The sequence below is a fragment of the Ruegeria sp. CJ9 genome, from assembly GCF_056536625.1.
In genome coordinates this window covers 244,055-268,821 of record NZ_JBQFPY010000004.1, presented here as the reverse complement: position 1 = coordinate 268,821, position 24,767 = coordinate 244,055, and the positions used below count along the sequence as shown (strand labels likewise).

Below are 24,767 nucleotides of genomic sequence, written 5' to 3'. Positions count from 1 at the left end.
ACAACGAACAGAGGACCCGGATGGATCTGGACCTTTCCCACCCGTCGATAGAAGACCTTCGGAAAACCGCACAAAAGCGCATTCCGAAGTTTGCCTTCGAATACCTCGACAGCGCGACCGGCCGGGAGCTGGGGTTGAAGGTCAACCGTGATGCACTTGATGCCATCGGTTTTATGCCGCGTGTGCTATGTGGCCGAACAAAGGCCGAACTGCAGACTACATTGATGGGTCAAAAATACGACCTGCCTTTCGGGATAGCACCGGTAGGCATGTCCGGCCTGATGTGGGCAGGAGCAGAGCGGATGCTTGCCAAGGCAGCAGTTGCTCACAACATTCCGTTCTCGTTGTCCAGCGTGGCTGTTGCTTCGCCTGAAGATGTGGCGCCTCATATTGGCAAGAACGGATGGTTTCAGCATTACCCGGTGAACTCCGGCGATCTGCGCCGCGCGATGCTGCCGAGGATTAAGGCAGCGGGATTTCATACGCTGATTATCACGGTGGACGTTCCAGAAGAGAGCCGGCGCGAACGACAGCGCCGTGCCAATCTGACGGTGCCTCCAAAAGCTGACCTGCGCACGCTGACTGAAATGGCATCACGACCCGCCTGGTGCCTTGCACATCTGCGCGAGGGCATCATGCCACGTATGCGGTTCTTTGACGATTACGTCCCGACCCGCGGGCGAGAAAGCTTTACCCATGCAGGCGCTCTGATCCGTGGGATTCCAGATTGGGACTACCTGCGCGAACTGCGGCGGGAATGGGAGGGTCACCTGATCGTCAAGGGTGTCCTGCGGCCGGAGGACGCGCAAAAAATGGTGGCCGAAGGCGTGGATTGCATCTGGGTCTCAAACCACTCCGGGCGTCAATTCGAAGCCGGGCCCGCCGTGATTGACCAACTCCCGAACATCCGCGAGGCGGTCGGAATAGATGTGCCACTTATCTACGACTCTGGCGTTGCCTGGGGATTGGACATCATGCGTGCCCTGGCGAAAGGTGCAGATTTCGTCATGGTCGGACGCGCCTTTCAATATGCCGTTGCAGCGTTCGGAGCACGAGGGATCGACCATCTCGTTCACATCCTGAAAGCTGACATTGAGGCCAACATGAGCCAGCTTGGTAGCGAAAACCTCGGCAGTTTGGCAGAGCACCTTCTGAGAACAGGCTGATCGGCGCTTGCGGCGCGTGGCGTATCACCCAGGCGCGTTGTCATCCTCGTCAATCAGCCCCTTGACGATCAGATCCGCGGTAGAGCGCGAACATGCCATTGGCAGATTATATACCGTTGCGAGACGGGTCAGAGCCTTAACGTCGACGTCATGTGGCATGGGTGAGAGAGGGTCGACAAAGAAAATCAGTGCATCCAGTTTCTCTTCACAGATCATAGCGCCGATCTGTTGGTCGCCTCCGAGTGGTCCACTTTTCAGGCAGGTCACGTCCAGTTCTGGATAGGCTTGCTTAATGCGACTGCCGGTGGTGCCTGTCGAAAAGACTTGTACTCTGGACAGGCGGGCCAATTGCAGACCCACCCATTCAACGATTTCGTCCTTTCGCGCGTCATGAGCTACTAGCGCGAAACGCGGCGCATCACCTGATGAATTGTTCAACGTAGTCTTCTCCAAGTCCGACTTCCGCAAAGTGTTTTCGGCACAGATCAATCTTGGTAAAGACATCTTCGTAGCCAGTGACCTTGCCCCACGGATCAACATAGCACATCACGCCATTGACCTGGAAATAGGTAACCATCTCTTCGACATCGTCGGGAACGACCAAGGTATGAGTCTCACCCGGCGGCTCAAAGACATATCCCCCTTCTTCTGCAACCCAGTCATGTTCCAGATAATGCCAGCGCCCTTTCAGGACGAAGCCGTGGACGGGCTGTGGATGGCGGTGCCGCGAAAGAACACCAGCTTTGCGCACTTTGAGAAGGTTCATCCAATAACCTTGCGAGCGGTTCAGGCAGAGCGGTCGAAACCAGACGTTCTCTGCCTGCGGAACCCACAGTCTATCGTCCTCACTCATGGCATTCGGGATCACGATCTCGTCTTGCGCATCCTTGGGGAATGGCAATTGATATGGCATTCGGGCGGTGTCATCGTCATTCATAGATTTTCCTCACATAGCGAGATAGCCGCCATCGACCGGATAGATCGATCCAGTCACAAAACTGGCGTTTTCACTCAAAAGCCATTGCACAAGCGCACCGACTTCTTCGGGTTTCCCCCAGCGTTTCATTGGCGTACGCGCCATGATCCCCGCTGTTCGTTCAGGGTCTTCCCGAAGGCCCTGGGTCATCTCTGTCTCGATCCAACCCGGCGCGATGGCATTGACCCGGATGCCGTCTTCGGCCCAGCGACCTGCCAGCGCCTTCGTCAACTGTGCCACACCGCCCTTGGAAGCAGAATAGGCCGGCACCAAAGGTCCACCAAAAGTGCTGAGCATAGAAGCTGTATTGACGATAGCCCCTCCTGTTTCCGCTAAGAAAGGATGCGCGGCGAGACAGCAGCGCATAGTACCAGTCAGGTTCACATCAAGCACCTTAGCGAAAACGTCAATGTCGTATTCTTCGCCACGCAGAAGAATACCTGCGCAGTTCACCAAGGCATTGAGACCCGTGAGCTCGCCGAATACATCATCGATGGATGTCTGGTCGGTGACATCCAAGATCAGCAACTTTATCCCGTCCTGAGGCTCGAATGCATCCAATTCAGATTGGGAGGCGGATGCGGCGATTACGGACCAACCTGCGTCTGCCAACGACCGTGCAACACCCGCACCAATCCCTCGCGTACCGCCCGTAACAAGGGCCTGTTTCATCCAAGTTCCTCCAATACATTGGTGAAGGCGCGCGCGCGTCTGCCGATATCATCCAATGTATAGCTCGGTTTGAACAGAGCGGAGCCCAGCCCATATCCATCTACACCCGCGGCATGATACGACGCCATCGTATCCGGCGTTATGCCCCCTACCGCAGCGACGACTGCGTCTGCAGGCAATACGGCGCGCATGGCAGCGATGGCAGCTGGTGGCACCATTTCCGCCGGAAAAAATTTGAGGACCGAAGCTCCGATATCCAACGCCGTAAAGGCCTCGGAGGGGGTCATGACACCTGGACACCAATACAGATCATGCGCGACAGCCGCGCGCCCGACGTCCGGGTTCATATTGGGCGACACGATGATCCGCCCGCCTGCATCTGCAACCGCCGCGACCTGATCCGTAGTCAACACAGTGCCAGCGCCGACTATGGCTTGTGCGCCATGTTTCGCAACGATCTGCGTAATCGATTCCAGCGGGTCCGGTGAGTTGAGCGGCACTTCGATGATCCGAAACCCGGCATCGAAGAGTACATCAGACACCGGGCGCGCATTTTCTGGTGCTAGCCCCCGCAAAATCGCAATCAGCGGGTTCTCGGCAAGAGCTGCGGTGAGGTCAATCATCCAACCAACCCCGCAGCGCGAGCAATCAGAAAATGCCCTTTCGCAACGATATCATCTGGCGCGCGACGGCTGTCGAAACCAGCAGTTCGAAGCGCTATTTCGTATCGGTCGGACAAGTCGCTGCGTCCAACAACAGTGATCGTGCCGACGTCTTTTACTTCGCCGGTCGCGGCAGCAACCTCGGTCCCGATCAACAAGCCCGACAAGTAGTCGGCCGTGGCAACCTTTGGGATTTTGCCCATGAGAGGAAGCGTCCGAACATGAAACAGGCTGTGCAGCAGGTTCGACTCACCACTGAGGCCCGCCTTGACGCCCATCACGAATGCGTCTTCGCTGAAGGCGTCCTCCTTCATCAAGGTGCCAAGGATCGTGTGTTCTTTCAGCGCCGAAAAGATCTCACCTGTCATGTAGGTCGAGAAATCCACGATCTTCCCGTCGGCAACCTGAACCCATTTGCTGTGCGTTCCCGGCATCACGAACATACCTTCGCTCAAACCTAGCGAAGATGCCCCAATGATCTGGGTCTCCTCGCCGCGCATTACGTCCGGTCCTCCGGCATGTTCTGTCGAAGCACCAGTCACAAAATGAATACGCGCTCCGTTGGCCGCTTCGTGCGGGACCAACGCCCGCGCAAGACCGACAGCACCCAGAGGCATTTCGGCATATTGCGTTTCTACCCAGCCATTGCGGCTGGTGATCATGCCAGATGCCAGGATCGGCAGGTTAGCCTTGGCGACCCAAGGGCCGATTAGACGATCAAGGACCGCCTCAAAGGTTTGTCCCGCAACCTGCATGATACCTTCAGGCGACGAGACCCCATCGATCACGTCGCCCTCCGCACCAATTAGAAATGCACGAAACGATGAAGTGCCCCAATCTACGCCGATCAGCGCTGGCTCAGATGCGACCGAATTCATTCAGCAGATCCTCAACGGTTTTGCCTTGGGCCACCCATTTACGGGTTTCCTCCTCACGGTCAGCTTGCTCTTGAGCAAGGCGCACGGTTTCTTCGGCAATTTCCTGTGGTACCACGACGACGCCCATAAGATCAGCTACAATGAAATCTCCGGGGTTTACCACGACGCCCCCACAGGCGATTGGCACATTGATCGAAAGTTCTTCTTTACGTTCCGAGAACATCGTGTGCGTTCCGCGCGGCGTGATCGCGCGCGTCCAGATTGGCCAGTTGATGTCTTCCAACTCATCTGTGTCACGCCCAGTGCCATCTACGATCATACCGCGAATGCCACGGTTCTTGGCCAGACCACCCATTAGACCACCGCAGACTGAAGTTTGACGATCACCACCCGCGTCCACAACGATCACGTCCCCGGGTTGTCCCATTTCAAGCGCTCGCAAGGGGTCGACCAGATCGCCTTTTGAAAGCTGAACCGTCACGGCCTGGCCTGTCACCTTGGCGCGGAATGCGGGCTTGATGGCGCTGTCCATCACGCCTGTTCGGTACTGAACATCTGCAAAAATGGCAGCAGCAGAGTACGCCTCCAACACCTTGTCGAATTTTTTGAGAAGTTCCGGGTTTCTTTCAAAATCATTAAAAACCCTAAGGTCCGTGCTGACGTCTGGCATTCTTGTCTCCTGTTATGCGGTAGATACGGCCAATGCGTCGGCATTGACTGTGTAGTCGGGTTTTTGTCCTGTCAGGACCTTGGCCACTTGCGAAGCCGCGGTAACCCGCGCTGCGTGTATTGATTCCTCGGAATAGTAGGCGGCATGCGGCGTTACGAGGACGTTGGGCAGTGTGAACAGCGGGTTGTCATCAGGCGTCCAGTTGGCGCGCTTTGCCGGCTCTTCTTCGGGGTCGTCGAGCCCTGCAGCGGCCAAATGGCCTTCGGTCAGCGCCCGGAACAGGGCTTTGTTGTCTACCGTTGGTCCGCGTCCAGTGTTCACGAGTATCGCACCGGGTTTCATGACCGAAAATTCGGCATCCGACAAAAAGTGATGCGTGTTCGGCGTCATCGGCGCCTGCATTAGGATATAGTCGGACCTTGCCAGCAATTCGGGCTTGCTCACCAGCTCGACCCCAATCTTCGCGGCGACTTCTCTTGGCAAATACGGGTCGTAAGCGATGACCGTAACTCCGAAAGATTGCGCCCGCGCAACGATGGCTTGCCCGATTTTACCCAGCGAAACGACACCCATCGTCCGCCCGCGCAACCGGTAGACCGGCTGCCCGCTTTGCCATTGCCAGACCCCTGCATGAGTGGCTCGATCATAGTCGGGCAACTTGCGCGCCAGGGTCAGCCAAAGGGCAATCGCGTGATCGGCGACTTCCTCGGTGCAATAGTTTTGCACATTGGTGACGAGAATGCCCTTTTCCGTCGCCGTGCCAACATCCACGATATCTACGCCTACGCCATAACGCGCGATGACCTCACAGTTCCGCATCCGCGTAATCGTTTCTTTCCCGATCCTGGCATATTGGTTCATCATCGCTGCGCAATGCGGCGCGACATCGAACAGGTCTTCCTGGCGCTTGGCCTGAAGCGCAATCACCTCGGCTCCCGCGGCTTCCAGGATTTCCGTCTCAACGGCAACATCACCAAAGTCGTAATCGGTTATCACGACCTTGGGTTTGTCCGTTCTGGGGGAAAAGTCGGCGCGATCAGTCATAAGCACCCGCCGAATAGGTCAATTCGTACGAGTGGCTGTAGAGCTCGAAGATGTTGCCAAACGGGTCCTCCATATAGACCATGCGATAGGGCTTTTCACCTGGGTAATACTTGCGCACTTGGCTCATGCGCTGGCGCCCGCCCAGGTCTTCGATAATCTTGATGCGGCCTTCCAGATCCTCGTCCTGTACGCAGAAATGAAACAAGCCACGCCGCCAATATTCAAACGGGCGTTCTTCTTCGACGGTCTTTGGGAACTCAAACAATTCGATGCCAACACCGTCGCCCATTGACAAGTGCGCGATACGGAAGCTTCCCCAACCTTCCCCAAACACATCGTCGCACATCTGACCGATGGCGCTTTCGTCATGCAGGATTTCAGTTGGTTCCATCAGCACGTAAAGGCCGAATGCCTTGGAATAGAACTCCACGGCTTTTTCCAGGTCGGGAACTGTGACGCCGATGTGAGAGAAAGTGAGAGCGGCCATGTAGGGCTCCTCCAGTTAGCAGTTAAAGAATATTGCGAACGATGCCGCCTTCGATCCGATGCGCAGAACCATTGGAGGCTGTGCTTGCAGAGATCGTGACGATCATGCGGGCGACTTCGTCTGGTTGGACAAAGCGCTGTATGAGCGATGTGGGCTCATCTGATTTGAAGTAATTGTCGACGATCGTGTCGAGCGGCTCACCCTTTTGATCGGCGAGGCCGTCAAAATAGGCTTCGACACCTTCGGTCCAGGTTGGACCAGGCAGGATCGAGTTAACCCGGACTTTTGTCCCCTTTGTCAATTCTGCCATGCCACGTGTCAGACCTAACATGGCAGTTTTAGTGACAGAATAATGCACCATCTGAGGTAGTGGTTTCACTGCCGCTTCGCTGGCCATGTTGATAATAGATCCCTTATCCCGGCCAAGCATGTCAGGCAGGAAAATCCGGCTCATCCGAACGGCGGACAGGACATTGATGTTGAAGTAATGCATCCAGTCGTCATCGGTGAGATCCTCGAACGGTTTGACCGAAAAGATGCCAACATTGTTCACCAGAACGTCCACCGCACCGCGCGCGCGGGCAAACTCTGCCAGAGTTTCCGCATCAGTGGTTTTGGTTAAGTCGGCCGCAATGCCTTCGACCTTGCCCAGAGATGACAGGTCGTCGACGCAGTCGGACACTTCCGCCTCGGTCAGGCCATGCACGATGACCCGCGCGCCTTCTTCCAGGTAGACCCGGGCAGTGGCTTTGCCGATGCCGGAACCTGAACCAGTCACCAGGACCAGCTTATTTTTGAGCCCCAGATCCATCTCAGGCCTCCTTCTTAACGTTAGATGACTGCTGCGATGAAGGGCGGCCGAACATTCGACCCATCAAGGCCGAAATCTCCGCGCGCCACATGTCTATGCCGACGGCCAACAGAATGATCAGGCCCAACACGATATTCTGAACCGAAGATGGCGCAGCGTTTAGGTTCAAACCATTCTGGACGATAACGATTGTCATCGCCCCCATCAGCGTGGCGAGGATGTTGCCGCGGCCACCTGCAAGGCTGGCTCCGCCGACAACAGCGGCGGCAATGGCCTGAAGTTCCAGCGTCTGGCCATAGTTGGGCGAACCAGAGTTGAGGCGCGCTGACATCAGGATCGCACCAACCGCAGTCATGAAACCCGCGATGACAAATGTCGTCGTCTGAACTTTTCGTACGTTGATACCTGTCAGAACGGCAGCGGCTGGGTTGCCACCCACGGCATAGATCTCACGGCCGAGTTTCGTGAAGTTCATAGTGAACGCGGCAAGGACGTAGAAGAACACGAGGTAGAAGAAAGGCATCGGAACACCGAACAGCTTGCCGTAAAAGATTGGCTCCAGCGCCGGATCCAGCGAGAAGATCGGAGACCCATTGTTGAAGGTCAGCGCAAGGCCCCTGAAGGCAATCAACGCCGCCAATGTTGTGATGAAAGATGGGATACGCCCATAGGCTGTTATCAGCCCAATGAATAGACCAAGCAATCCGCCCATGAGGAGAATGAGTGGCAACGCCAGAACCAGTGGAATGCCAACAAATTTCAACATCTGTGCAAGGATCATGGTCAGCAAAGCCACCATAGACCCGGAGCTCAGATCGATGCCCGCAGCGAAGATCACGATAGTAGACCCGATTGCGATCAAGGCCACGATGCTTACCTGTAGCGACAAATTAGAAAGGTTGCCCGGGTTCAGGAAGCGTTCCGTCGTAAGTGCCACGATCAGTGCGACGATCACCATTGCTGCAAATGGCCCGATCAACTGGGTGTCAAAGATCCGCTTCATGCGAAAGCCTCCTTAGGCTTGGATTGGGGGGTGTCGGCGGACGCGCGCACAAGATCGTCATGAGTAAGGTCGGATGCATCGACCGTGCGCACAATCGTTCCGTGCTGCACGACGGCAATCCGATCGCTCATCGCAAGCAACTCATCATGGTCTGAACTGATCAGAATGATCGATTTTCCCGCCCGAGTGAGCCTGTTAATCAGCTTGTAAACAGCGATCTTGGCGCCGATATCGATCCCTTGCGTCGGTTCATCAAGGATCAGGATGTCAGAGGCTGAGAACAGCCAACGTGCAATCACGATCTTCTGCTGATTACCACCAGACAAGAAGTTGACCGTCTTTTCCTCAGCCTGGGTCGAGATTTCCAGATCGCGGATCAGGTCATGGGTGGCTTGCTCTTCCGCCTTGAGATTCAAGACACCGAACCGGCTTAGCCCGCCGAGGGACGCTGCGGTGACGTTCCCGCTTGCGCGGAAATTGAAGAACAACCCGTCAAACTTACGGTTCTCCGGAACAAGGGCTAATCCAGCACGGATCGCATCGATTTCCCGACGGAAGCGAACTGGTTTGCCGTGCAGTGTTATCTGTCCGCCCGTCAGCTCGTCTGTCCCGAACAGGGCGCGAGCGATCTCTGTGCGGCCGCTGCCCAATACGCCACCCAAGCCCAGAACTTCACCCCGGTGCAACGAAAACGATACATCTTTCACGCCCGATTTGGTGGCCAGACCCGCCGCCTCTAGCACAATATCCTTGGTCGCGTTCTGCTCCTTGGGATAATGCTCACCAATGTCCTCACCGACCATTGCGCTGACAATCTCAGAGACGTTGATCTTGGTCTCGCCACTTGCACGCACAACACAGCCGTTGCGCAAGATCGTCACTTCATCAACGATCCGTTCAACCTCATCCAGCCTGTGCGACACATAGAGAATAGCGGTACCGCGCTCACGCATATTGCGCAGTAGCTGGTGCAGGCGCTCAATTTCGTCTTCACCCAATGCCGCCGTCGGTTCATCCAGGATGATCATGCGAGCGTCCATCGCGACGGCTTTCGCGATCTCGACCAGTTGTTGCTCGCCTACCGATAGTGAGCCGGTTATGGTCTCGGGTGAAACATCGACATCCATTTCCGCCAAAACGCGAGCGGCTTCGTTGTGGACCTTGGCCCAATCGATCACGCCAAAGCGGGACCGAGGCATATTGCCAAGGAAGATGTTCTCGCCCACCGACAAGGTGGGCACGATCGAGAATTCCTGAAAAACTGTTGCAACGCCCAGTTCACGTGCCGCCTGCGGGTCGCTGATCGTGACTGGGCTGCCATTGTGCAGGATTTGACCGCTATCGGGTTGCTGTACGCCGGACAGAGTCTTGATCATGGTCGACTTGCCACAGCCATTTTCACCCAGCAGCCCATGAATGGAACCGGGCATAAGCCGGATGCAAACCTTGTCATTCGCCAAAACCCCGGGATAGGCCTTGGTGATATCGACAAACTCCCAAAGTGGCGTTGCGGGTGTCATTACGATTGCCTCGTTAAAAGCGAAACTCGGTTGAGTTGCGACCCGGCAGCACGCGCACGCGCCACCGGGAAGCGGGGAGAAAGCTCAGTACTCTTTGGACGGCTGCGGGAAGAGCTTTTCTGGCTCTTGCAGCACGCTGATCGCTCCGTCTTTGTCTTCAATTGATGTGGGCGTTTCGATCCAGCCGCCGGGATAGGACCCGTTGAGCGCATCAATGGTTGCGTGCATAGCCGCCTTACCCATCAGGAATGGCGAGGTGTTGACGGTTGCCGTGATGTTGCCAGCCGCAATTTCTTCAAGGCCTGACGTGTCGCCATCATTGCCCAAAAGGACGATGTCATTGCGACCGAGTGCCTTAGCCGCGAAGGACGCTCCGATGATCATGTAGTCGTTCGCCGCAAAGATCATGTCCAGATCAGGGTTCGACTGCAGGATATCCATACCAGCAGTGTTGCCGCCTTCAACGTTCCATTTACCATCAATGGATACCACAACGTCGAAGTTTTCGTTGCCCTCGATACCGTCGAGGAAGCCACCCACACGTTCGGTCGAGTGATAGCCTGGCTGGCCTTCGATGATCCCGACCTTCAACGGTTGATCACCATAAGTTTCAATGGCCCAATCAGCGATAGCATGCGTGCCGTTGCGCTGAGAGTACCCGACAACGCCATGAATTGGCGTCGGGAAGTTCGGGATGTCCGAGTTGATCATCAAAACTGCCATGCCCTTGTCGACGGCCTGCTTCAGCAGCGGTGCGGCAGCAAATTCATCGTGTGTACCAAAGATGATTGCATCCACATCCTGCGTCAGCACATCCTGGATCATTCCCATTTGGCCGTTGATGTCCGCACCGGACTGGGGCGCAAGCATGAAGACTTCGACCCCGGCCTCAGCAGCAACCGCTTTGATGCCTTCACCGATGGCGATGTAATAGTTGAACTCGGTCGCCGGCGGCATATACGCGATCCGGAACGTATCGTTCTTGGGTTCTATCGCATCGATTGGCGCTTGTGCCCCGTCCTCAAGTGGAACCGGTGTTGGATAATTTTCCGCCAGAGCGACCGTTGCCAGCGTGGCGAACCCCGCGACAAGCGTAGTGGTCATAAGCGTTTTCAACATAGTTTTCTCCTCCAGAAATTCGTCGGTTATCCTTTGAATGGCGCGTCGATCACGCCACGAACGCCGGGTTTCACAGCAAAGAGGCCGCCGGATTCCGGTTCTTTTGTTAAAGCTGCGTCGTCACTCATCAGCCTTGAGGTCGTGATGAACAGCGTGTCGAGATCAGGGCCACCGAAAGCGCAACAGGTGGGCTTCCAGACCGGCACCTCGATCACGTGATCTATCGTGCCGTCAGGTGCGACGCGAACAACGCGATGGCCTTCCCATTCGGCGTTCCAGACGCCCCCTTCGGCATCGACACAGGACCCATCAGGCAAGCCAGGCTCATCATTGAAAGAAGCGTGCCGCCGACGGTTCGAAACGGTTCCACTGCGGGTGTCGTAATCAAATGCGACGATTTCCCGATCCGGGGTATCCGCGAAGTACATCGTCTCACCGTCGGACGTAAAGCAAGTCGAATTGGCGCAAGACACTCCTTCGATAATCGCCCGTACACTCAAATCCTTATCGACGCAGATGACTGACGAATCGGCCTTACCAGAAACTTCATTCATGCCTCCAACAATCAATCGCCCCTGGCGATCGGTTCGCCCGTCGTTAAGCCGTGTCTCCGGATTGTTCGGCTCGAATCGCGTCACGAGGGTTTCCTCGCTATTGGGCGAATCGAACAAGACAACTCGATCAGCATAAGCAACTATCAGACCGCCAGACGCGCGCGGCGCGAAGCAACACACGCGCTCCGGCATCTCATGAGAAGCGGATTCTGACGTTGCAGGATCAAATGACCAAAGCGCGCAGCCCTCAATGTCGGTCCACCAGATAAGGCCATCGGCGGGATTCCAGAAAATCCCTTCCCCGTGCTGGTTCTTACAATCGACGACCAACTCTGCGCGCACTTTTTTTCTCCTAAGTACATTCTGATATCTGATATACCAGCTTGCCTAATCTGGTGTATCAGATATCTTGCATCTGGCAACACCTTTTTTTGGAGATATCCTCAGATGGCGCTTGAGAGACCCAAGTCTTTGCGTGAACTCGCACTGGAACATTTGCGGAATAGTATTATCGATGGCTCCCTGAAAATGGGTCAGGTTTTGTCGGAGCGAAAAATCTCCGAAGAGCTGGGCGTATCGAAATCGCCAGTCCGCGAAGCACTCGCTCAACTACGTGACGAAGGGTTGGTCAGTATCGAGCCTCAAAAAGGCGCACGCGTTTTTTCGCTGTCTGAGCCGGAAGTGACTCAGATCTGCGATTTCAGACAGGCTATCGAAACTGCCGCCTTTGAACTTGCGTTGTTGCGGAACCCGGAAGGTCTTGCCGACGACATGCAGCGTGTCGTGAAGGACATGGAGAAAGAACGCAGGCGAGGCAATGAAAAGGGCTACCTTTCACTGGATACCACATTTCATCAGTTGATTTTTGAACATGCCGGTAACGATTATCTGACGGCCAGCTATACACGCTACATCGGTAAGATTGCCGCATTGCGAACCCATTTGGCGAAGCTGCCACAGCATACTGAGCTCTCCTTCGATGAGCATTCGAAAATCGCTATTGCCGTTCGCGAAGGTGACATGGCCAAAATCAAATCTCTTCTCACAGCGCATATTGACCGCACCAGACAAGCCTACAAAAGCGCCGCCATCGTCCTCGAAGGAGCGACCGCATCCTAGCAAAAACGTAGCTTCGTTGTGACGGGGGCGGGCCAGAACGGCGCCGCCCCTTTCTTTTGGGCACCTCACCGTCTTTTCTTTTTCAGTTGACATCTGAGATATCAGATGCCAATCAAAAAGCGGGAGGAAGCTTATATGACGCCAGCAATGAAACCTGACTCACTGGGGCTACAGCCACTGATCCAACTGGATCGGGTTGGCAAAAGCTTCGGCACGAACATTGTTTTGGATGGCGTCAACTTTGAATTGAGACCCGGCGAAGTTCACGCGCTATGCGGGGAAAACGGCGCCGGAAAATCCACCTGTCTCGGCCTGTTTTATGGACTTCACCAACCTTCTGCTGGGCGTATCCTGTGCGACGGCAAGGAACAGCGGGTCGAAAGCCCGTCGCATGCGCAATCCCTGGGCATCGGCTGTGTTTTCCAAGAGCTCAGCCTCGCTGGCGCGCTCTCTGTTGCGGAAAACATCTACGCGGGCCGCGTGCCCACCCGGTTTGGCGTAGTTGACTGGCCTGAACTGCGCCGCCGTGCGGAGGCGTTGCTGGCGGAATTCGGTCTGGATATCGACGTCTCAACACCCGTGGAAAACTTGCCAATTAGCTCCCGCCAGATTGTTGAAATCGCCAAGGCGCTGTCGTTGAATTCCCGCGTCCTTTTGCTGGATGAACCGACATCGGCATTGGCACCCGACGAAGTAGACGCACTATTCGAAGTCCTAAAGTCCCTGACAAAGAAAGGGATTGGCATCGTCTATGTCAGCCACCATATGGCCGAGATTTTCCAGATATCGGATCGCATTACCGTTTTGCGAGATGGGCGCCACATCAGCACTTTACCGGTTTCGGAAACTTCTCAGGAACAAGTCGTTGCCGAGATGATCGGCGGCGCTCACCCCGGTGATGTCACGCGGTCAGGTAAGGTTAACGGTGAAGAGGTTTTGCAGGTCCAAGACCTAACCCATCTAGGTGAATTCGAAGACATTTCTTTCTCCATTAAAGCCGGAGAGATTGTAGGGATGGCAGGGTTGATGGGCGCTCGCCGCAGCGAGATTGTTCGATCGATTGTCGGGCTGATGCATGGCGCGACCGGGGAGATCAGACTTCACGGCAAGCCTGTTAACTTTGCGTCCTTGCGGCAGGCGATGCGTGCTGGAGTTGGGTTTGTTCCCGAGGAACGCAAGACTGAAGGCCTCTTTCTGGAGCAATCACTCAGCGACAACCTGATCGCGGCTAGTCTTTCCGATCATGCGTCTGCTGGGCTCATGCGTTCGGGCTCGATCAAAGCAGCCAGCCAAGCAGCCATTGACGCCTTCAGTGTCAAAACCAGCGGGATTAACGAACTTGTTGGTGATCTCTCAGGGGGCAATCAACAAAAGATAATGTTGGCCAAGTGGCTCAAACGCGCGCCAGCTCTTCTCATTATTGAGGAGCCCACAAAAGGGGTCGATGTCGGAGCCAAATTCCAAATCCACACGGAACTGTTGCGTCGAGCTGCAGAGGGAATGGCCATCCTCGTCGTGTCATCCGATTTTCCCGAACTTGTCTCTCTCTCAACCCGCATCCTTGTCGTCCACGACGGTCGCCTCATGGGAGACATCGCAGCCGCTGAGACAACCGAAACCACGCTTCTTCAAATGGCCGCTGGAAATTCCGTTCCAATTGTGGACGCACCCCAAACCAATCAATCAGGAGTCGCGACGTGACCATGACCGCTCAAGCCAACTTGCCCATGAAGCGTCCGCTGCTGCGCCGTGTTCTACAAGCTTTTGTCGATATTCGTGAACTGACGCTGATCGTTCTGATCGCCGCCATCATCATCGTGATGTCCAACGTTAATCCCTATTTCCTCAGCTTCTCGAACTTTCGAGCCGTGGCCGTGGGCATGGCCCCCACCGCGATCATCGTGATCGGTATGGCGATCCTACTTGCATCCGGCGGATTCGATCTTTCCGTTGGATCGGTTATGGCTTTGTCTTCTACCGTCGTAGCCATGCTGCTTTTGACTGGCATGCCAATTCCGCTCGCTGTGGTATGCGGATTAGTGTTGGGTGGAATTGTCGGGGTAGTGAACGGTTTGCTCGTGACCGGCCTCGGGATCAATCCGCTTATCGCGACCCTCGGCACGATGTCGATCGCGCGAGGCATCGCTCTTGTCCTGACCGAAGGTTTTTCTGTCTCAAGCCTGCCGGCATCATTTGCCTGGATCGGCAAAGCTGACATAGGCGGCTTTCCGGTAATCGTCTTGTTCACCATTCTGCTCGTCGTTCTGTTTGACCTGGCCGTCCGTCATACGCGCTTTTTCCGTCAGGTCTATTTCATCGGCGCCAATGAAAAGGCCGCGATGTTGTCAGGCATCCATGTCACACGCGTACGTATCATTCTGTACGCACTGACCGGTATTCTGGCTGCTTTGGCGGGTGTATTGCTGGCCTCCCGCCTGATGAGCGGCACGCCCACGGCAGGAAACGGTATCGAACTTCAGGTTCTGGCAGCGGCTGTCATCGGTGGCGCATCTCTACGCGGCGGCGAAGGTACTATTCTTGGTGCTTTCCTCGGCGTCGTTTTCGTTGCGTTGATCAACAACACTATGACGATGCTGGCTGTATCGATCTACTGGCAGATGATCGTCATCGGCGGTGTACTCGTTACAGCGGTCGCCTTGGACATGCTGATCCGAAGCAAACGGGGCTAATCCCGAAGCTTTCCAAAACTCAACAACAACCAAAGATCCAAAACAGGGAGACTACGATGACTGAATTGAACGTGAATCGGCGCAGGCTGCTGACAGCGGGCACCACCGCTGGATTGGCCGCAGCGTTCGGACTGCCCATGCTGTCCAAAGAAGCCATGGCGCAAGCGGCCGGCAAGGAGTATGTGTTCCTGTCCATCGTCACGCAGGTGCCGTTCTGGGTGGACTATCGAAATGCAATGGAAGACCTTGAGGAACTGATGGGCATCAAGGCCACATTCACGGGCCCCTTGGATTTCGACACGGCCGCACAAGCACGCCAATTGGATGAACTGATCGCAAGACGTCCCGCAGGCATCCTTATCTTCCCCGGTGATCCGGCCACTCTGGCCCCCGGCGTCGAACGTGCGGTCGAAGCGGGCATTCCGGTCACATGTTGTATTGGCGATATTCCCGACAGCCCCCGGTCCACATTCCTTGGTATCAATGGCGTTCAGGCAGGACGTGTCGGCGGCGAAATGCTCGCGCAAGCGATTGGCGGGAAAGGCAAGGTTATCCTCGGCACTTTCCCTGCGCCCTCCACATTGGAGCGGGTCGAGGGGTACAAACAAATCTTTGCTGAGAAATACCCGGATATCGAAGTGGTCGACGTCGTCAACGATAAGGCCGACCCTTCCTATGCGCCGACAGCCTACCTTCAGGCAATTCAGGCGAACCCGGATATTGTTGGCATTGGCGGCACGGACGGCGACAGCGGCAAAGGCGCGGCAATTGCAATCAATGAGGCGGGACGCAAGGACATCAAGATCGTCGCGATGGACCGAAATGATGATATGCTTCCCTATATCGAAGACGGCACAATTCACGGCGCTGTGGCTCAGAAATCCTATCTTGAGATCTTTCTCGCCTTCCACATGATGCATTGGCAGAACACTGACGCGCTGAAGGTCTTGCCCGATTGGAAGGCGGCTGGCATCAATCCTCTACCCGAGCGCGTTGAAACCGGGGTTATGCCGATTACTGCCGAGAACGTCGTCCAGTTCAAGCACACCTAAGCGATTGTCCCGGTGCATTCTATCGCGCCGGGAAACCGATAGGAGGGGGTTAAATGTTGGACCGATGGAGCGTTCTTCACCTGCAGCAAAACGATCTGCGGCTGACACTCCTGCCCGGCATCGGGGGCCGCTTATGGGATATAAACTTCCAAGGTCGCTCCCTCCTATTTCAGAACGCAGATCTCGACGGTTTGGATGTCGATGACACACGGCTTACTGATCTGCCCACACGCTCTCCACAATTTGGTTTTCCACTCTGGGGCGGCGAGAAGACTTGGATCGCCCCAGATGCGTCCTGGGTAAGCGGCGCTCCGTTTCCCGTGTTGGACAGCGGCTCTTACCAGATCACTTCTAGAAGCAGCACTCGTATCGACATGACCAGCGCATTATGCCCGACCTCGCACTTGTCAGTGTCGCGCCGCATCACGCTGACCTCTGCGGAAAGCTGGGAAATAGAACACATCGTGGTCAACCATGGGACCTCGTCGCGCCTGACTGGCATTTGGTCAGTCATGATGCTTAACACCCCCACCAAAATCGGTGTCGAGTTGGAAGACCCCGCGTTTTATCCTGTTTTTGGCTCTTCCGAAGGGATGATAGCGACGCGCGGCAATGGCATTGTCGTGGATTGCAACAGACAGCAGGAATTCAAAGTCGGGTTACCGAACCCCAACGGTCGTACACTGATGCGGTGCGGCCCTAACACCCCGTTGCTAATGTGCTCGGTACCAGAACCTCAACAGGGCGATCAATTTGCACACGACTATCCGTTTGAGGTCTTTAATTCAGCCGATTACGCCTATTGCGAAGCGGAGTGGCACTCCCCGGCACGCAACCTCGCACCGAATGAAACGCTGAGTTTTCGGCAAACGTTCCGCGTCTTGACGGATGAAGATGCAACCCAAATGCCATTGGGACTCGCAAACAACAAGGAGTTCCTGTCATGCATGTCTTGATTACAGGCGCAGGCGGGCATCTCGGCCGCAAACTCTTCAACGCGCTAGAAAGCGACTCCGATTACACCGTCTCTGGCATCGACATCCGTCCCGTTGATCATCCCGACATTCACACAGCAGACCTGTCCGACGACAGCAGTTGGGTCAGTTTGCTTAAGGGAGTGGACGTTATCGTGCATCTAGCTGGTGACCGAGAGCCCTCCGCCACTTGGGCCTCGGCGATCAAACACAATATGGATGCAACGCTTTCTCTCTATCACCATGCGGCAGCCATGGGCGTCAGCCGCGTGGTTCTTGCCAGCTCTAACTGGGTTCACGGCGACAAAAGGTTCACGCATCAGGTGCTCAACAGCACGACACCACCAGGGCCAGTAAACGCCTACGGCATGTCAAAGCTATTCTGTGAACGGACAGGGGCCTATTTCGCCGAGCATCACGGACTGTCGGTCATCTGCTTGCGCATCGGCTGGACGCAATGGACTCACGGCAACCAACCCGGCACACACATGGCGATGGGCCGGTGGGGTCAGGAAATGTGGTTGAGTGATCGGGACTTTCTAAGCGGAATGCGCGCCGCAATAGATGCCAAGGGTATTTCCTTCGCAGCCCTCAACCTAATGTCAGATAACCCGGGGATGCGCTGGAATATCACCGAAACACGGCAAGCGATTGGCTACTCTCCAATGGATGGAAGCCCCGCGAAAATAACATTGGGCATTTCCTTGAGATCCATGCTGCAGCGGCTGTTTACAGTCCGGCTCCCTAGTTATTTCACGACACGTTTTCCAGATTGGTAGAGTATAAGGCCCGGACATTGTTGCGCCTCGCATTCAGTTTCCGAAACCTCGCACCGAAGTAAGCGCTGAAAAGGTCATCTTTGTCCGCTTCGCGGTAGACGGAGAGCGACATAACGAGCGCCAGATTTGGCAACCATTGATGTTTGATACTTCGATAACAAACTGCAAACGTCGCTGAACGGGTGTTATCTGAAGCGATCTCTGGTTGAGTGCGAGCCTTATCTGCGGACCGAACGAACCATCATTTCAACCCCTCAGATATCATCCTTCCCACCACTTTCCTTTCGTGGGCCAGCGGGATTTGGACAAGCCAAACGCCCTTGGCCGTCAGGGCGAGGGCGCGGCCCTCCCCCTCGGGCAACGCTATTAGACAGGACCGTGTCCTCGGCCGTGCCTGCGGGCCGCACCACCCCTATCGAATAGCATTGCCTCGCCCCCTCCCGCGTTCGCCACGTGGCAGATCGGCAGAATCAGGCAGCTTCGCTGTCTGATCTGCAAATCAGCCCTGATTTTCCATAAGGGAAGCCAGATCAAACGAAACTGTCTGCAGGAGCCTTAAAATGGGATATTTGGGTCAGTCTAAGACGCGAAGGCCAACATCAATTGATGTCCAACATCGGGGGTGCCTTCCGGTGTCGAACGTTCACCCCGTTTCTGGTCCAACTGTGACGGTTGGGTCAGGTTCTTGTGACGTTCAACAGGAAACCAGTGGCGGACCGAGGAGGATTCGAACCCCCGACCCCTTGATTCGTAGTCAAGTACTCTATCCAGCTGAGCTATCGGTCCGCGTTGGTGAGGCGGTATGTAGACCCACGTCAGAGGACGTGCAAGCCGATTCTTCAAAAAACTTTTAAAAAGTCACGTCGCCCTGCGGCAGCCTGATTTCAAAGGTGGTTCCCTCCGGTCCGGTCTGGGTCAGAACCAAGTCGCCACCATGTCCACGCACCAGTTCTTGCGAGATGGCAAGCCCAAGGCCCGAGCCTCCTTTGCGCACCCCGCCTTGAAACGGAGTGAACAGGTTTTCGCGCGCTCGCGGCGGCAAACCAGGGCCGTTATCCCTGATCTCTACGCACCAGTCATTGTCGTGTACGCAGCCGGCAATCGTGATTCGGCCCGGCTTTCCGGACGCCACCAGCGCCTGACGCGCGTTGCGCACCAGGTTCATCATCACGCGGAAAATCTGTTCGGGATCTGCGCGCGCCACGAGGTCTTTCGGAACCTCGTTCACAATCTCGACACAGGCATCAGCAATAGCGAGCTTTTCACTTGCCACAACATCCTCGGCCACGTCGCGCAAAGGCACCATTGTCAAGGTCGGTGCCGGCTCTTCCGCCCGACCAAACGCCAGCGTGTTTTCACACAGAGACACAGCCCGCGTGATCGAGTTGACCAGCTTCGGCGCCATGCGCCGCACCAGCGGATCATCGCTGGCCTCGATCCGATCAGTGAACAGCTGCGCCGACGTCAGGATGTTACGCAGGTCATGGCTGACCTTAGCCACAGCACCACCCAGCTGCGCCAGTCGTTCGCGCTGCTTCAAAGCTTGCGTCAGTTCGGTCTGTAACTGCTGCAGCGCCTCTTCAGCTTCGCGCAACTCGGTCACTTTGGAATTGGGCGAGATGATCCCGCGGGCATCTTCGGGGGCGCTTGCATAGCGCTGCATGTACCCCACGACGCCCTTGATCGGCTTCACCAGAACAACGCGCACGGCAAGGAACAGGAAAAACGCGGTGATAATTGAAATGACAAAGGACAGGCCCAGAATACGCAGGCCATAATCGGTCATCGCCATCCGCAGAGGCTTGCTGTCTGTCGTGACCTCGATCAGAAGACCTGCATCTTTGACCGGCTCACCAATCACGCGAATGACTTCGTTTTCAGGTGTGAACAGGCGCGACATGGCGTCCCGGATTAAAATCCACGGTCCGGCATCGCGCAGATCATAGGTATTGGCGATCTGTTCGGGAATAGGCGAGGACAGCATCAGCTGTCGAATTTCATCGCGCCGCAGCACCACATTATACACGCCCGCGTTGACCAACAATTCGGCCTCAAGATCCTCGGCCAGCATGTCATCAGCCAACAAGGCCAGCGAAGCGATCTGCGCACGCTCTAACCGGTTCAACAGGAAGTCTTCGCGAAACCGGGCAATCGAGGGGACAAAAATCAAAATCTCGGCCAACATTACGAAGACCGTCGTCAGGATCAGAAATCGGCCCGACAGCGAGTTCACTATACGCTCCTTTTCCGGTTAGGGTATCCAGCGTTGGACGAACCCGACCACTCGTTTAACCATTTGATTCTCAAACAGCCTTGGCGTGAAATAGGCACCTGCCACGCGTTTGTTAAGCTCTCCGATCGTCGGATAGGGCGAAATCATCGCAGCGATCTGCCCCATCTTCAGATTATTGGCGAGCGCCAGCGACCACAAGTTGATCAATTCGCCCGCCTGATGACCCACGATTGTGGCACCCACGGGACGGCCTTTTACGACCATGACCTTAATGAAGCCTTTCGTCTTGCGTTCGGTTATGGCGCGATCGTTATGGTGATAGTCAAAGCGCGCGATCTCTACCCTGTCGCCATGCTGGTCGCGGGCTTGCGCCTCGGTCAGGCCGACCTGCGCCAGCTCCGGGTCCGTATAGGTGGCCCAGGGGATATGTGTCGTTTTTGCCTTGGATGGCAGGCCAAACAAGGCCGAGCGGATGATGATCCCGGCATGATACCCGGCCACATGGGTGAATTGCAGCCCGCCCGCCACGTCGCCGATGGCATAGACCTTGCGGTTCGTGGTGCGCAGCGAGGCGTCCACCTTAATCCCGGTACGGGTTGGTTCGATCCCGGCGGCTTCCAGATTAAGGCGGTCGGTATTGGCCGTGCGCCCGGCGGCGATCAGCAGATGCGAGCCGGTGTAGATATCGCCATTCTCGGTCACGACATCGACCAGTCCGTTATTGTCCCTGATTTGGGCAACCATCGCCTGTTCATGCAGGGCTACACCTTCGGCGCGCAAAGTGTCCAACACAACAGCCGCCGCGTCAGGGTCATCCTTGCCCAGCGCCTGCATGCCTTCGATCACGGTCACCTCGCAACCAAGACGGATATGGGCCTGTGCCATCTCAAGCCCGATAGGGCCACCACCAATGATCAGCAGATGCTCGGGTTTTTCACGCAGCTCGAATATGGTTTCGTTGGTGTAATATGGCACCTGATCCAAACCCGGGATCGGCGGCACCAAAGGCGACGAGCCGGTGGCAATCACCACCCGTCGCGCAGTGATCAAGTGATCGCCCGCCTGCACCTGCGTGGGGGATACAAAGCTGCCGAATTCGCGTATCACTTTGACTCCGAAGCCTTCAAAGCGTTCCTGGCTGTCCATCGGTTCGATCTGGGATATCACGTCACGGACGTGATCCTTGGCAGCCGCATAATCCACTTGCGGCATCACGTCTACCACACCCATGGCTGCGGCATGGGCCTGCCCATAAGCTGTCTTGCCGCTGGCGATCAGCGCCTTGGAAGGTACACAGCCAAAATTCAGGCAGTCACCGCCCATCTTGTGACCTTCCAGCAAGATGACGTCGGCCCCCATCTGACTAGCCCCGGCAGCAACGGACAAGCCACCCGACCCGGCCCCGATCACCAGGATATCCGTCTTCAGTTCTTGCATGAGTTCAGGTGTCCTTTTTGCCGCGCAGGGCTTTGATAACTATCGGCAACGCGGCCAGCGCACACAAGCCCAGGATGGGGCCGATAACGAAGGGTTCCCACAGCAACGAGACATCCGGCGTCTCGCCGCGGTCGAACACGCCACCTAAACCGACACCGATCCAGGTGTACACGATGCCGCCCGGAATGATGCCCAGCGCTGTGGTGATCAAGAAGTTGCGGAATTTCACTCCCACCAGCGCTGGCACCAGATTGGCGACAAAAAACGGCACAACCGGCACAAGACGCAGCAGGAACAGCACCGAGATTTCGTTCTCGCGCAGGCCGTCCTTGAGCTTTTTCACGGTGCCTTCCGAAGCCTCCAGCCGTGCGGTCAGGGATTCACCCAGCCCCCAACGCGCGGCCAGAAAGATCGCCGATGCACCGATGGTAGCTGCAAATACGTTAAAAACGGTTCCGGCAAAAAGGCCGAACAGAAACCCTCCGGTCATGGACGCCACAGCCGCGCCGGGCAGCGAAAAGGCGACGATGACGATGTAGATCGCCACAAAAGCACCCGCCATGGACCAATAATTCGCATCCCGCCACGCCAAAAGGGCTTCGCGGTTGTCACGCAACGTCTCGAACGTCAGATAATCGCCCAACGTAAAGAACCCCACCGCAGCCACGGCGAGAATCACCAGCAAAGGTACGTGTCGCGCAAGCCCTCTGCGCGGGGTCTGGGTGGTTTCGCTCATCAAGCCGTCCGGTTTGGTGCGTTTCATTCTGCCCCCAACATGCGCCGCGCGGGACCCATGCAACAGGGACCTCACGCGGCGTTGATGCAAATGACGGGTAATGTGAGGGTTTGAGGCCATAAAACCGCTATTTTGAAACCTTTTGCGTGACGCCGTACCAGAATTGTTGCAAAAGGCGTCAAAACCCCCACCTAGGGGTTTGACTTACCCACCGCTACCCAGTAGAGGACGGGCTTCGAACACTAGGGCCAGGCGAATCCGCGCCGCACCCCACCGCATAGATTGGAGACGGAGCGATGAAACGCACCTATCAGCCTTCGAACCTGGTTCGCAAACGCCGCCACGGTTTCCGCGCGCGCATGGCCACCAAGGCCGGCCGCAAGATCCTGAACGCACGTCGCGCACGCGGCCGCAAATCGCTGAGCGCATAAACCGCTCACCGATCAGGTTATGAACATGACGCCGCCGGAGGCCCCTGAGGATGGTAAGAACCAGCCGAGGGTCAAGCCCCCGGCGGCGTCCGTTTGCGTGCCTGAAACATTGACTGTTCTCAAGAAGCGATCCGATTTCCTGAAAGCCGCCCGCGCGCGCAGGCAGGGCACCTCGTCCATGATGGTGCAGGCGCGAAAACGTGCTGCGGATGAAGCTACGGGGATTCGCGTTGGGTTCACCTGTTCCAAGAAGGTTGGGAATGCGGTGGCGCGCAACCGCGCCAAGCGGCGCCTGCGCGAAGCTGCCAGCGCGGTTCTGCCCGCACAGGGTCAGAATGGTTGGGACTACGTGCTGATCGGCCGCGCCGAGGTCACTGCCGCGCGCCCGTATGAAGCTTTGCTGGATGATCTGCGCTATGCCCTGCGCAAAATTCACAGTGCGCGGAAATGACTCTGCTGTCTCATATCTTTGCCCTACCCGTTCGGGCCTATCGGCTGGTGTTCAGCCCCTGGGTTGGCTTCAATTGCCGCTATCAGCCCACTTGCTCGGCCTATGCGCTGGAAGCATTGGAAAAGCACGGCGCCATCAAAGGCGCGTGGCTGACCGCCCGGCGGATCGGGCGCTGCCATCCTTGGGGTGGTGACGGGTATGACCCGGTTCCAGAGCAAAAACCAAAAGACTAGAGCAGACGTGTTTCAAAGAATAGCGGTCTTAACTCGGCCTTAAAGCAAGGTTGCCCTGCGTCGTGTGTGTACGGGTCGGAATTTCCTCGCGGTCCAACTTGCCAGAAATGGTGTGGAACACGTCTTCAAGAAATACCGGGTCATCAAAGTAAAACGTGTGTCCGGAATTGATACCGCCGTCAAAACCGCCTTGTTTAAAGCGCGCCGCGCAATACACATTGGCGGCCTTGCTATGCAGCGGCCTGTTCATACCACTCCGCCCAACCCTTGGTGCAACCCCGATCCGTTTGACCGCAGATATCGACAGTACGTCATCCATTGTATTGTAGTAATTCGTCAGTCGCACGCAGTGACGATAAAGCGATGAAGACTTGGAGCTCTCCGGATCAAGCGATTTGACAGACAGATCTCCAGCCACCAACATAACCTGGCTGACTGACCAGCTTTTGCTGGCAATTCGGGCTCGGTCATCGGCATCATCAAATGCCTCGCGCACCACATAGCTGCCCATCGAATGTGCCAGTACGTGCAAGTCGATCCGACACTCTGGTCGTTGCATCTCAGAAAACATCGCGACGCCGTCCCTCACCAGCCGGAAGGCCGATTGCTTGGCATCCATCCGGTCCTCCAAGTAATTCAAGGCCGAATCCGCACTGGGCCAGTCAAAGCTCACAACAACGCCTTTGAAGCCGTGTTCTTTTAGCCCTGCTTTGATTTTGCGGTGCCGCACAAGAACTTCCGCCTGAGAGTTATTGAACCCATGCACGTAGAACACGATGTCACCCTCGGTATAAGGGTTCGTCGTACCACCCTGAGCGGCCAATATGACCTTGTCGCGCCATTCTCGCTTTGTGATCTTGTGCGACAGCATCATATCATCCGCGCTTTCCGGAATTTCCAGAAAATGGCTGGCTGCAGGCTCGTTAGAAAAGCCGTTTCCGCTTTTGCCGCGGGCAACAAAGGCATAGTCCATAATAATCTCCTCGATAAATGACGCCCTTTTATCACAGGTCAACAATGCCCCAAAATCTACAATCCGGCTTATCGCGCTTGCCCGCTTGCCATATCGA

The 24,767-nt window shown here is 56.1% G+C and carries 27 protein-coding genes and 1 tRNA gene; 10 read left to right on the top strand and 18 right to left on the bottom strand.

Annotation, left to right across the window (positions count from 1 at the left end; all coding sequences use genetic code 11):
* Positions 1-20: 20 nt before the first annotated feature.
* Positions 21-1,166, top strand: coding sequence for an alpha-hydroxy acid oxidase (locus ACR0AJ_RS11065; RefSeq protein ID WP_170351624.1), 1,146 nt, complete (start codon positions 21-23; stop codon positions 1,164-1,166).
* Between the two features lie 24 nt (positions 1,167-1,190).
* On the opposite strand, the gene ACR0AJ_RS11060 is transcribed toward ACR0AJ_RS11065, so the two are convergent.
* The 13 genes from ACR0AJ_RS11060 to ACR0AJ_RS11000 all read right to left on the bottom strand — a co-directional run bounded on the left by ACR0AJ_RS11060 (position 1,191) and on the right by ACR0AJ_RS11000 (position 11,904).
* Complete coding sequence (locus ACR0AJ_RS11060) at positions 1,191-1,604, bottom strand: methylglyoxal synthase (protein ID WP_170351626.1); 414 nt, start codon at positions 1,602-1,604, stop codon at positions 1,191-1,193.
* The gene (locus ACR0AJ_RS11055) at positions 1,585-2,103 is read right to left on the bottom strand and encodes a 2,4'-dihydroxyacetophenone dioxygenase family protein (RefSeq protein ID WP_170347546.1); all 519 of its coding nucleotides are present in this window, start codon (positions 2,101-2,103) and stop codon (positions 1,585-1,587) included. Before ACR0AJ_RS11055 ends, ACR0AJ_RS11060 begins: the two co-directional genes overlap by 20 nt.
* Positions 2,104-2,112: 9 nt before the next feature.
* Positions 2,113-2,814 carry an SDR family NAD(P)-dependent oxidoreductase gene (locus tag ACR0AJ_RS11050; protein ID WP_170351628.1) on the bottom strand — a complete coding sequence of 234 codons (702 nt, stop codon included), beginning with the start codon at positions 2,812-2,814 and terminating at the stop codon, positions 2,113-2,115.
* Positions 2,811-3,437, bottom strand: coding sequence for a 2-dehydro-3-deoxy-6-phosphogalactonate aldolase (locus ACR0AJ_RS11045; RefSeq protein ID WP_170351630.1), 627 nt, complete (start codon positions 3,435-3,437; stop codon positions 2,811-2,813). Before ACR0AJ_RS11045 ends, ACR0AJ_RS11050 begins: the two co-directional genes overlap by 4 nt.
* Complete coding sequence (locus ACR0AJ_RS11040; RefSeq protein WP_480648848.1) at positions 3,434-4,354, bottom strand: 2-dehydro-3-deoxygalactonokinase; 921 nt, start codon at positions 4,352-4,354, stop codon at positions 3,434-3,436. The genes ACR0AJ_RS11045 and ACR0AJ_RS11040 overlap by 4 nt, the downstream gene beginning before the upstream one ends.
* Complete coding sequence (locus ACR0AJ_RS11035) at positions 4,335-5,024, bottom strand: RraA family protein (RefSeq protein WP_108861947.1); 690 nt, start codon at positions 5,022-5,024, stop codon at positions 4,335-4,337. The genes ACR0AJ_RS11040 and ACR0AJ_RS11035 overlap by 20 nt, the downstream gene beginning before the upstream one ends.
* A gap of 12 nt (positions 5,025-5,036) precedes the next feature.
* Positions 5,037-6,068: a C-terminal binding protein gene (locus tag ACR0AJ_RS11030; RefSeq protein WP_480740844.1), complete on the bottom strand. Its 1,032-nt coding sequence runs from the start codon at positions 6,066-6,068 to the stop codon at positions 5,037-5,039.
* A complete protein-coding gene (locus ACR0AJ_RS11025; protein WP_480740843.1) occupies positions 6,061-6,555 on the bottom strand; it encodes a lactoylglutathione lyase family protein in 495 nt (164 codons plus the stop codon). The genes ACR0AJ_RS11030 and ACR0AJ_RS11025 overlap by 8 nt, the downstream gene beginning before the upstream one ends.
* 22 nt (positions 6,556-6,577) lie before the next feature.
* A complete protein-coding gene (locus ACR0AJ_RS11020; protein WP_050606103.1) occupies positions 6,578-7,366 on the bottom strand; it encodes an SDR family NAD(P)-dependent oxidoreductase in 789 nt (262 codons plus the stop codon).
* 1 nt (position 7,367) lies between these two features.
* A complete protein-coding gene (locus ACR0AJ_RS11015; RefSeq protein ID WP_170765386.1) occupies positions 7,368-8,369 on the bottom strand; it encodes an ABC transporter permease in 1,002 nt (333 codons plus the stop codon).
* Entirely contained in the window at positions 8,366-9,889 is a 1,524-nt protein-coding gene (locus tag ACR0AJ_RS11010) for a sugar ABC transporter ATP-binding protein (protein WP_480740841.1), read from the bottom strand. The genes ACR0AJ_RS11015 and ACR0AJ_RS11010 overlap by 4 nt, the downstream gene beginning before the upstream one ends.
* A gap of 84 nt (positions 9,890-9,973) precedes the next feature.
* Positions 9,974-11,008: a sugar ABC transporter substrate-binding protein gene (locus ACR0AJ_RS11005; RefSeq protein WP_480648854.1), complete on the bottom strand. Its 1,035-nt coding sequence runs from the start codon at positions 11,006-11,008 to the stop codon at positions 9,974-9,976.
* Positions 11,009-11,034: 26 nt separating this feature from the next.
* Entirely contained in the window at positions 11,035-11,904 is an 870-nt protein-coding gene (locus ACR0AJ_RS11000) for an SMP-30/gluconolactonase/LRE family protein (protein ID WP_480648856.1), read from the bottom strand.
* Positions 11,905-12,009: 105 nt separating this feature from the next.
* On the opposite strand from ACR0AJ_RS11000, the gene ACR0AJ_RS10995 reads away from it, so the two are divergent.
* From ACR0AJ_RS10995 to ACR0AJ_RS10970, 6 genes are all read left to right on the top strand, one after another.
* Positions 12,010-12,681 carry a GntR family transcriptional regulator gene (locus ACR0AJ_RS10995; protein WP_010437239.1) on the top strand — a complete coding sequence of 224 codons (672 nt, stop codon included), beginning with the start codon at positions 12,010-12,012 and terminating at the stop codon, positions 12,679-12,681.
* Positions 12,682-12,786: 105 nt separating this feature from the next.
* A complete protein-coding gene (locus ACR0AJ_RS10990) occupies positions 12,787-14,382 on the top strand; it encodes a sugar ABC transporter ATP-binding protein (protein ID WP_480740839.1) in 1,596 nt (531 codons plus the stop codon).
* 2 nt (positions 14,383-14,384) lie between these two features.
* Positions 14,385-15,371 carry an ABC transporter permease gene (locus tag ACR0AJ_RS10985; protein WP_174818509.1) on the top strand — a complete coding sequence of 329 codons (987 nt, stop codon included), beginning with the start codon at positions 14,385-14,387 and terminating at the stop codon, positions 15,369-15,371.
* A 56-nt stretch (positions 15,372-15,427) separates the two neighbouring features.
* A complete protein-coding gene (locus tag ACR0AJ_RS10980; RefSeq protein ID WP_170351641.1) occupies positions 15,428-16,423 on the top strand; it encodes a substrate-binding domain-containing protein in 996 nt (331 codons plus the stop codon).
* 53 nt (positions 16,424-16,476) lie between these two features.
* Positions 16,477-17,379, top strand: a complete 903-nt coding sequence (locus tag ACR0AJ_RS10975) for a hypothetical protein (RefSeq protein ID WP_480740837.1) — start codon at positions 16,477-16,479, stop codon at positions 17,377-17,379.
* Positions 17,367-18,176 carry an NAD-dependent epimerase/dehydratase family protein gene (locus ACR0AJ_RS10970; protein WP_480740836.1) on the top strand — a complete coding sequence of 270 codons (810 nt, stop codon included), beginning with the start codon at positions 17,367-17,369 and terminating at the stop codon, positions 18,174-18,176. Before ACR0AJ_RS10975 ends, ACR0AJ_RS10970 begins: the two co-directional genes overlap by 13 nt.
* 709 nt (positions 18,177-18,885) lie before the next feature.
* On the opposite strand, the gene ACR0AJ_RS10965 is transcribed toward ACR0AJ_RS10970, so the two are convergent.
* The 4 genes from ACR0AJ_RS10965 to ACR0AJ_RS10950 form a co-directional block, all read right to left on the bottom strand.
* A tRNA-Arg gene (locus ACR0AJ_RS10965) sits at positions 18,886-18,962 on the bottom strand.
* 64 nt (positions 18,963-19,026) lie between these two features.
* A complete protein-coding gene (locus ACR0AJ_RS10960; RefSeq protein ID WP_170378612.1) occupies positions 19,027-20,412 on the bottom strand; it encodes a sensor histidine kinase in 1,386 nt (461 codons plus the stop codon).
* Positions 20,413-20,427: 15 nt separating this feature from the next.
* Positions 20,428-21,846, bottom strand: coding sequence for a dihydrolipoyl dehydrogenase family protein (locus ACR0AJ_RS10955; protein ID WP_480740834.1), 1,419 nt, complete (start codon positions 21,844-21,846; stop codon positions 20,428-20,430).
* A gap of 4 nt (positions 21,847-21,850) precedes the next feature.
* Positions 21,851-22,582: a TVP38/TMEM64 family protein gene (locus tag ACR0AJ_RS10950; protein ID WP_480648905.1), complete on the bottom strand. Its 732-nt coding sequence runs from the start codon at positions 22,580-22,582 to the stop codon at positions 21,851-21,853.
* Between the two features lie 296 nt (positions 22,583-22,878).
* Here ACR0AJ_RS10950 and rpmH point away from each other — a divergent pair, with 296 nt between their 5' ends.
* From rpmH to yidD, 3 genes are read left to right on the top strand one after another with little or no spacing between them, the layout of a single operon-like run.
* Positions 22,879-23,013, top strand: a complete 135-nt coding sequence (gene rpmH / locus ACR0AJ_RS10945; protein WP_005980833.1) for a 50S ribosomal protein L34 — start codon at positions 22,879-22,881, stop codon at positions 23,011-23,013.
* Between the two features lie 25 nt (positions 23,014-23,038).
* The gene (gene rnpA, locus ACR0AJ_RS10940; protein ID WP_480648865.1) at positions 23,039-23,464 is read left to right on the top strand and encodes a ribonuclease P protein component; all 426 of its coding nucleotides are present in this window, start codon (positions 23,039-23,041) and stop codon (positions 23,462-23,464) included.
* Positions 23,461-23,697 carry a membrane protein insertion efficiency factor YidD gene (yidD, locus tag ACR0AJ_RS10935; protein WP_170351646.1) on the top strand — a complete coding sequence of 79 codons (237 nt, stop codon included), beginning with the start codon at positions 23,461-23,463 and terminating at the stop codon, positions 23,695-23,697. The genes rnpA and yidD overlap by 4 nt, the downstream gene beginning before the upstream one ends.
* A 28-nt stretch (positions 23,698-23,725) precedes the next feature.
* On the opposite strand, the gene ACR0AJ_RS10930 is transcribed toward yidD, so the two are convergent.
* Positions 23,726-24,670 (bottom strand): alpha/beta hydrolase, encoded by a 945-nt coding sequence (locus tag ACR0AJ_RS10930; protein WP_480648867.1) that lies wholly within the window; start codon positions 24,668-24,670, stop codon positions 23,726-23,728.
* Positions 24,671-24,767: the final 97 nt, after the last annotated feature.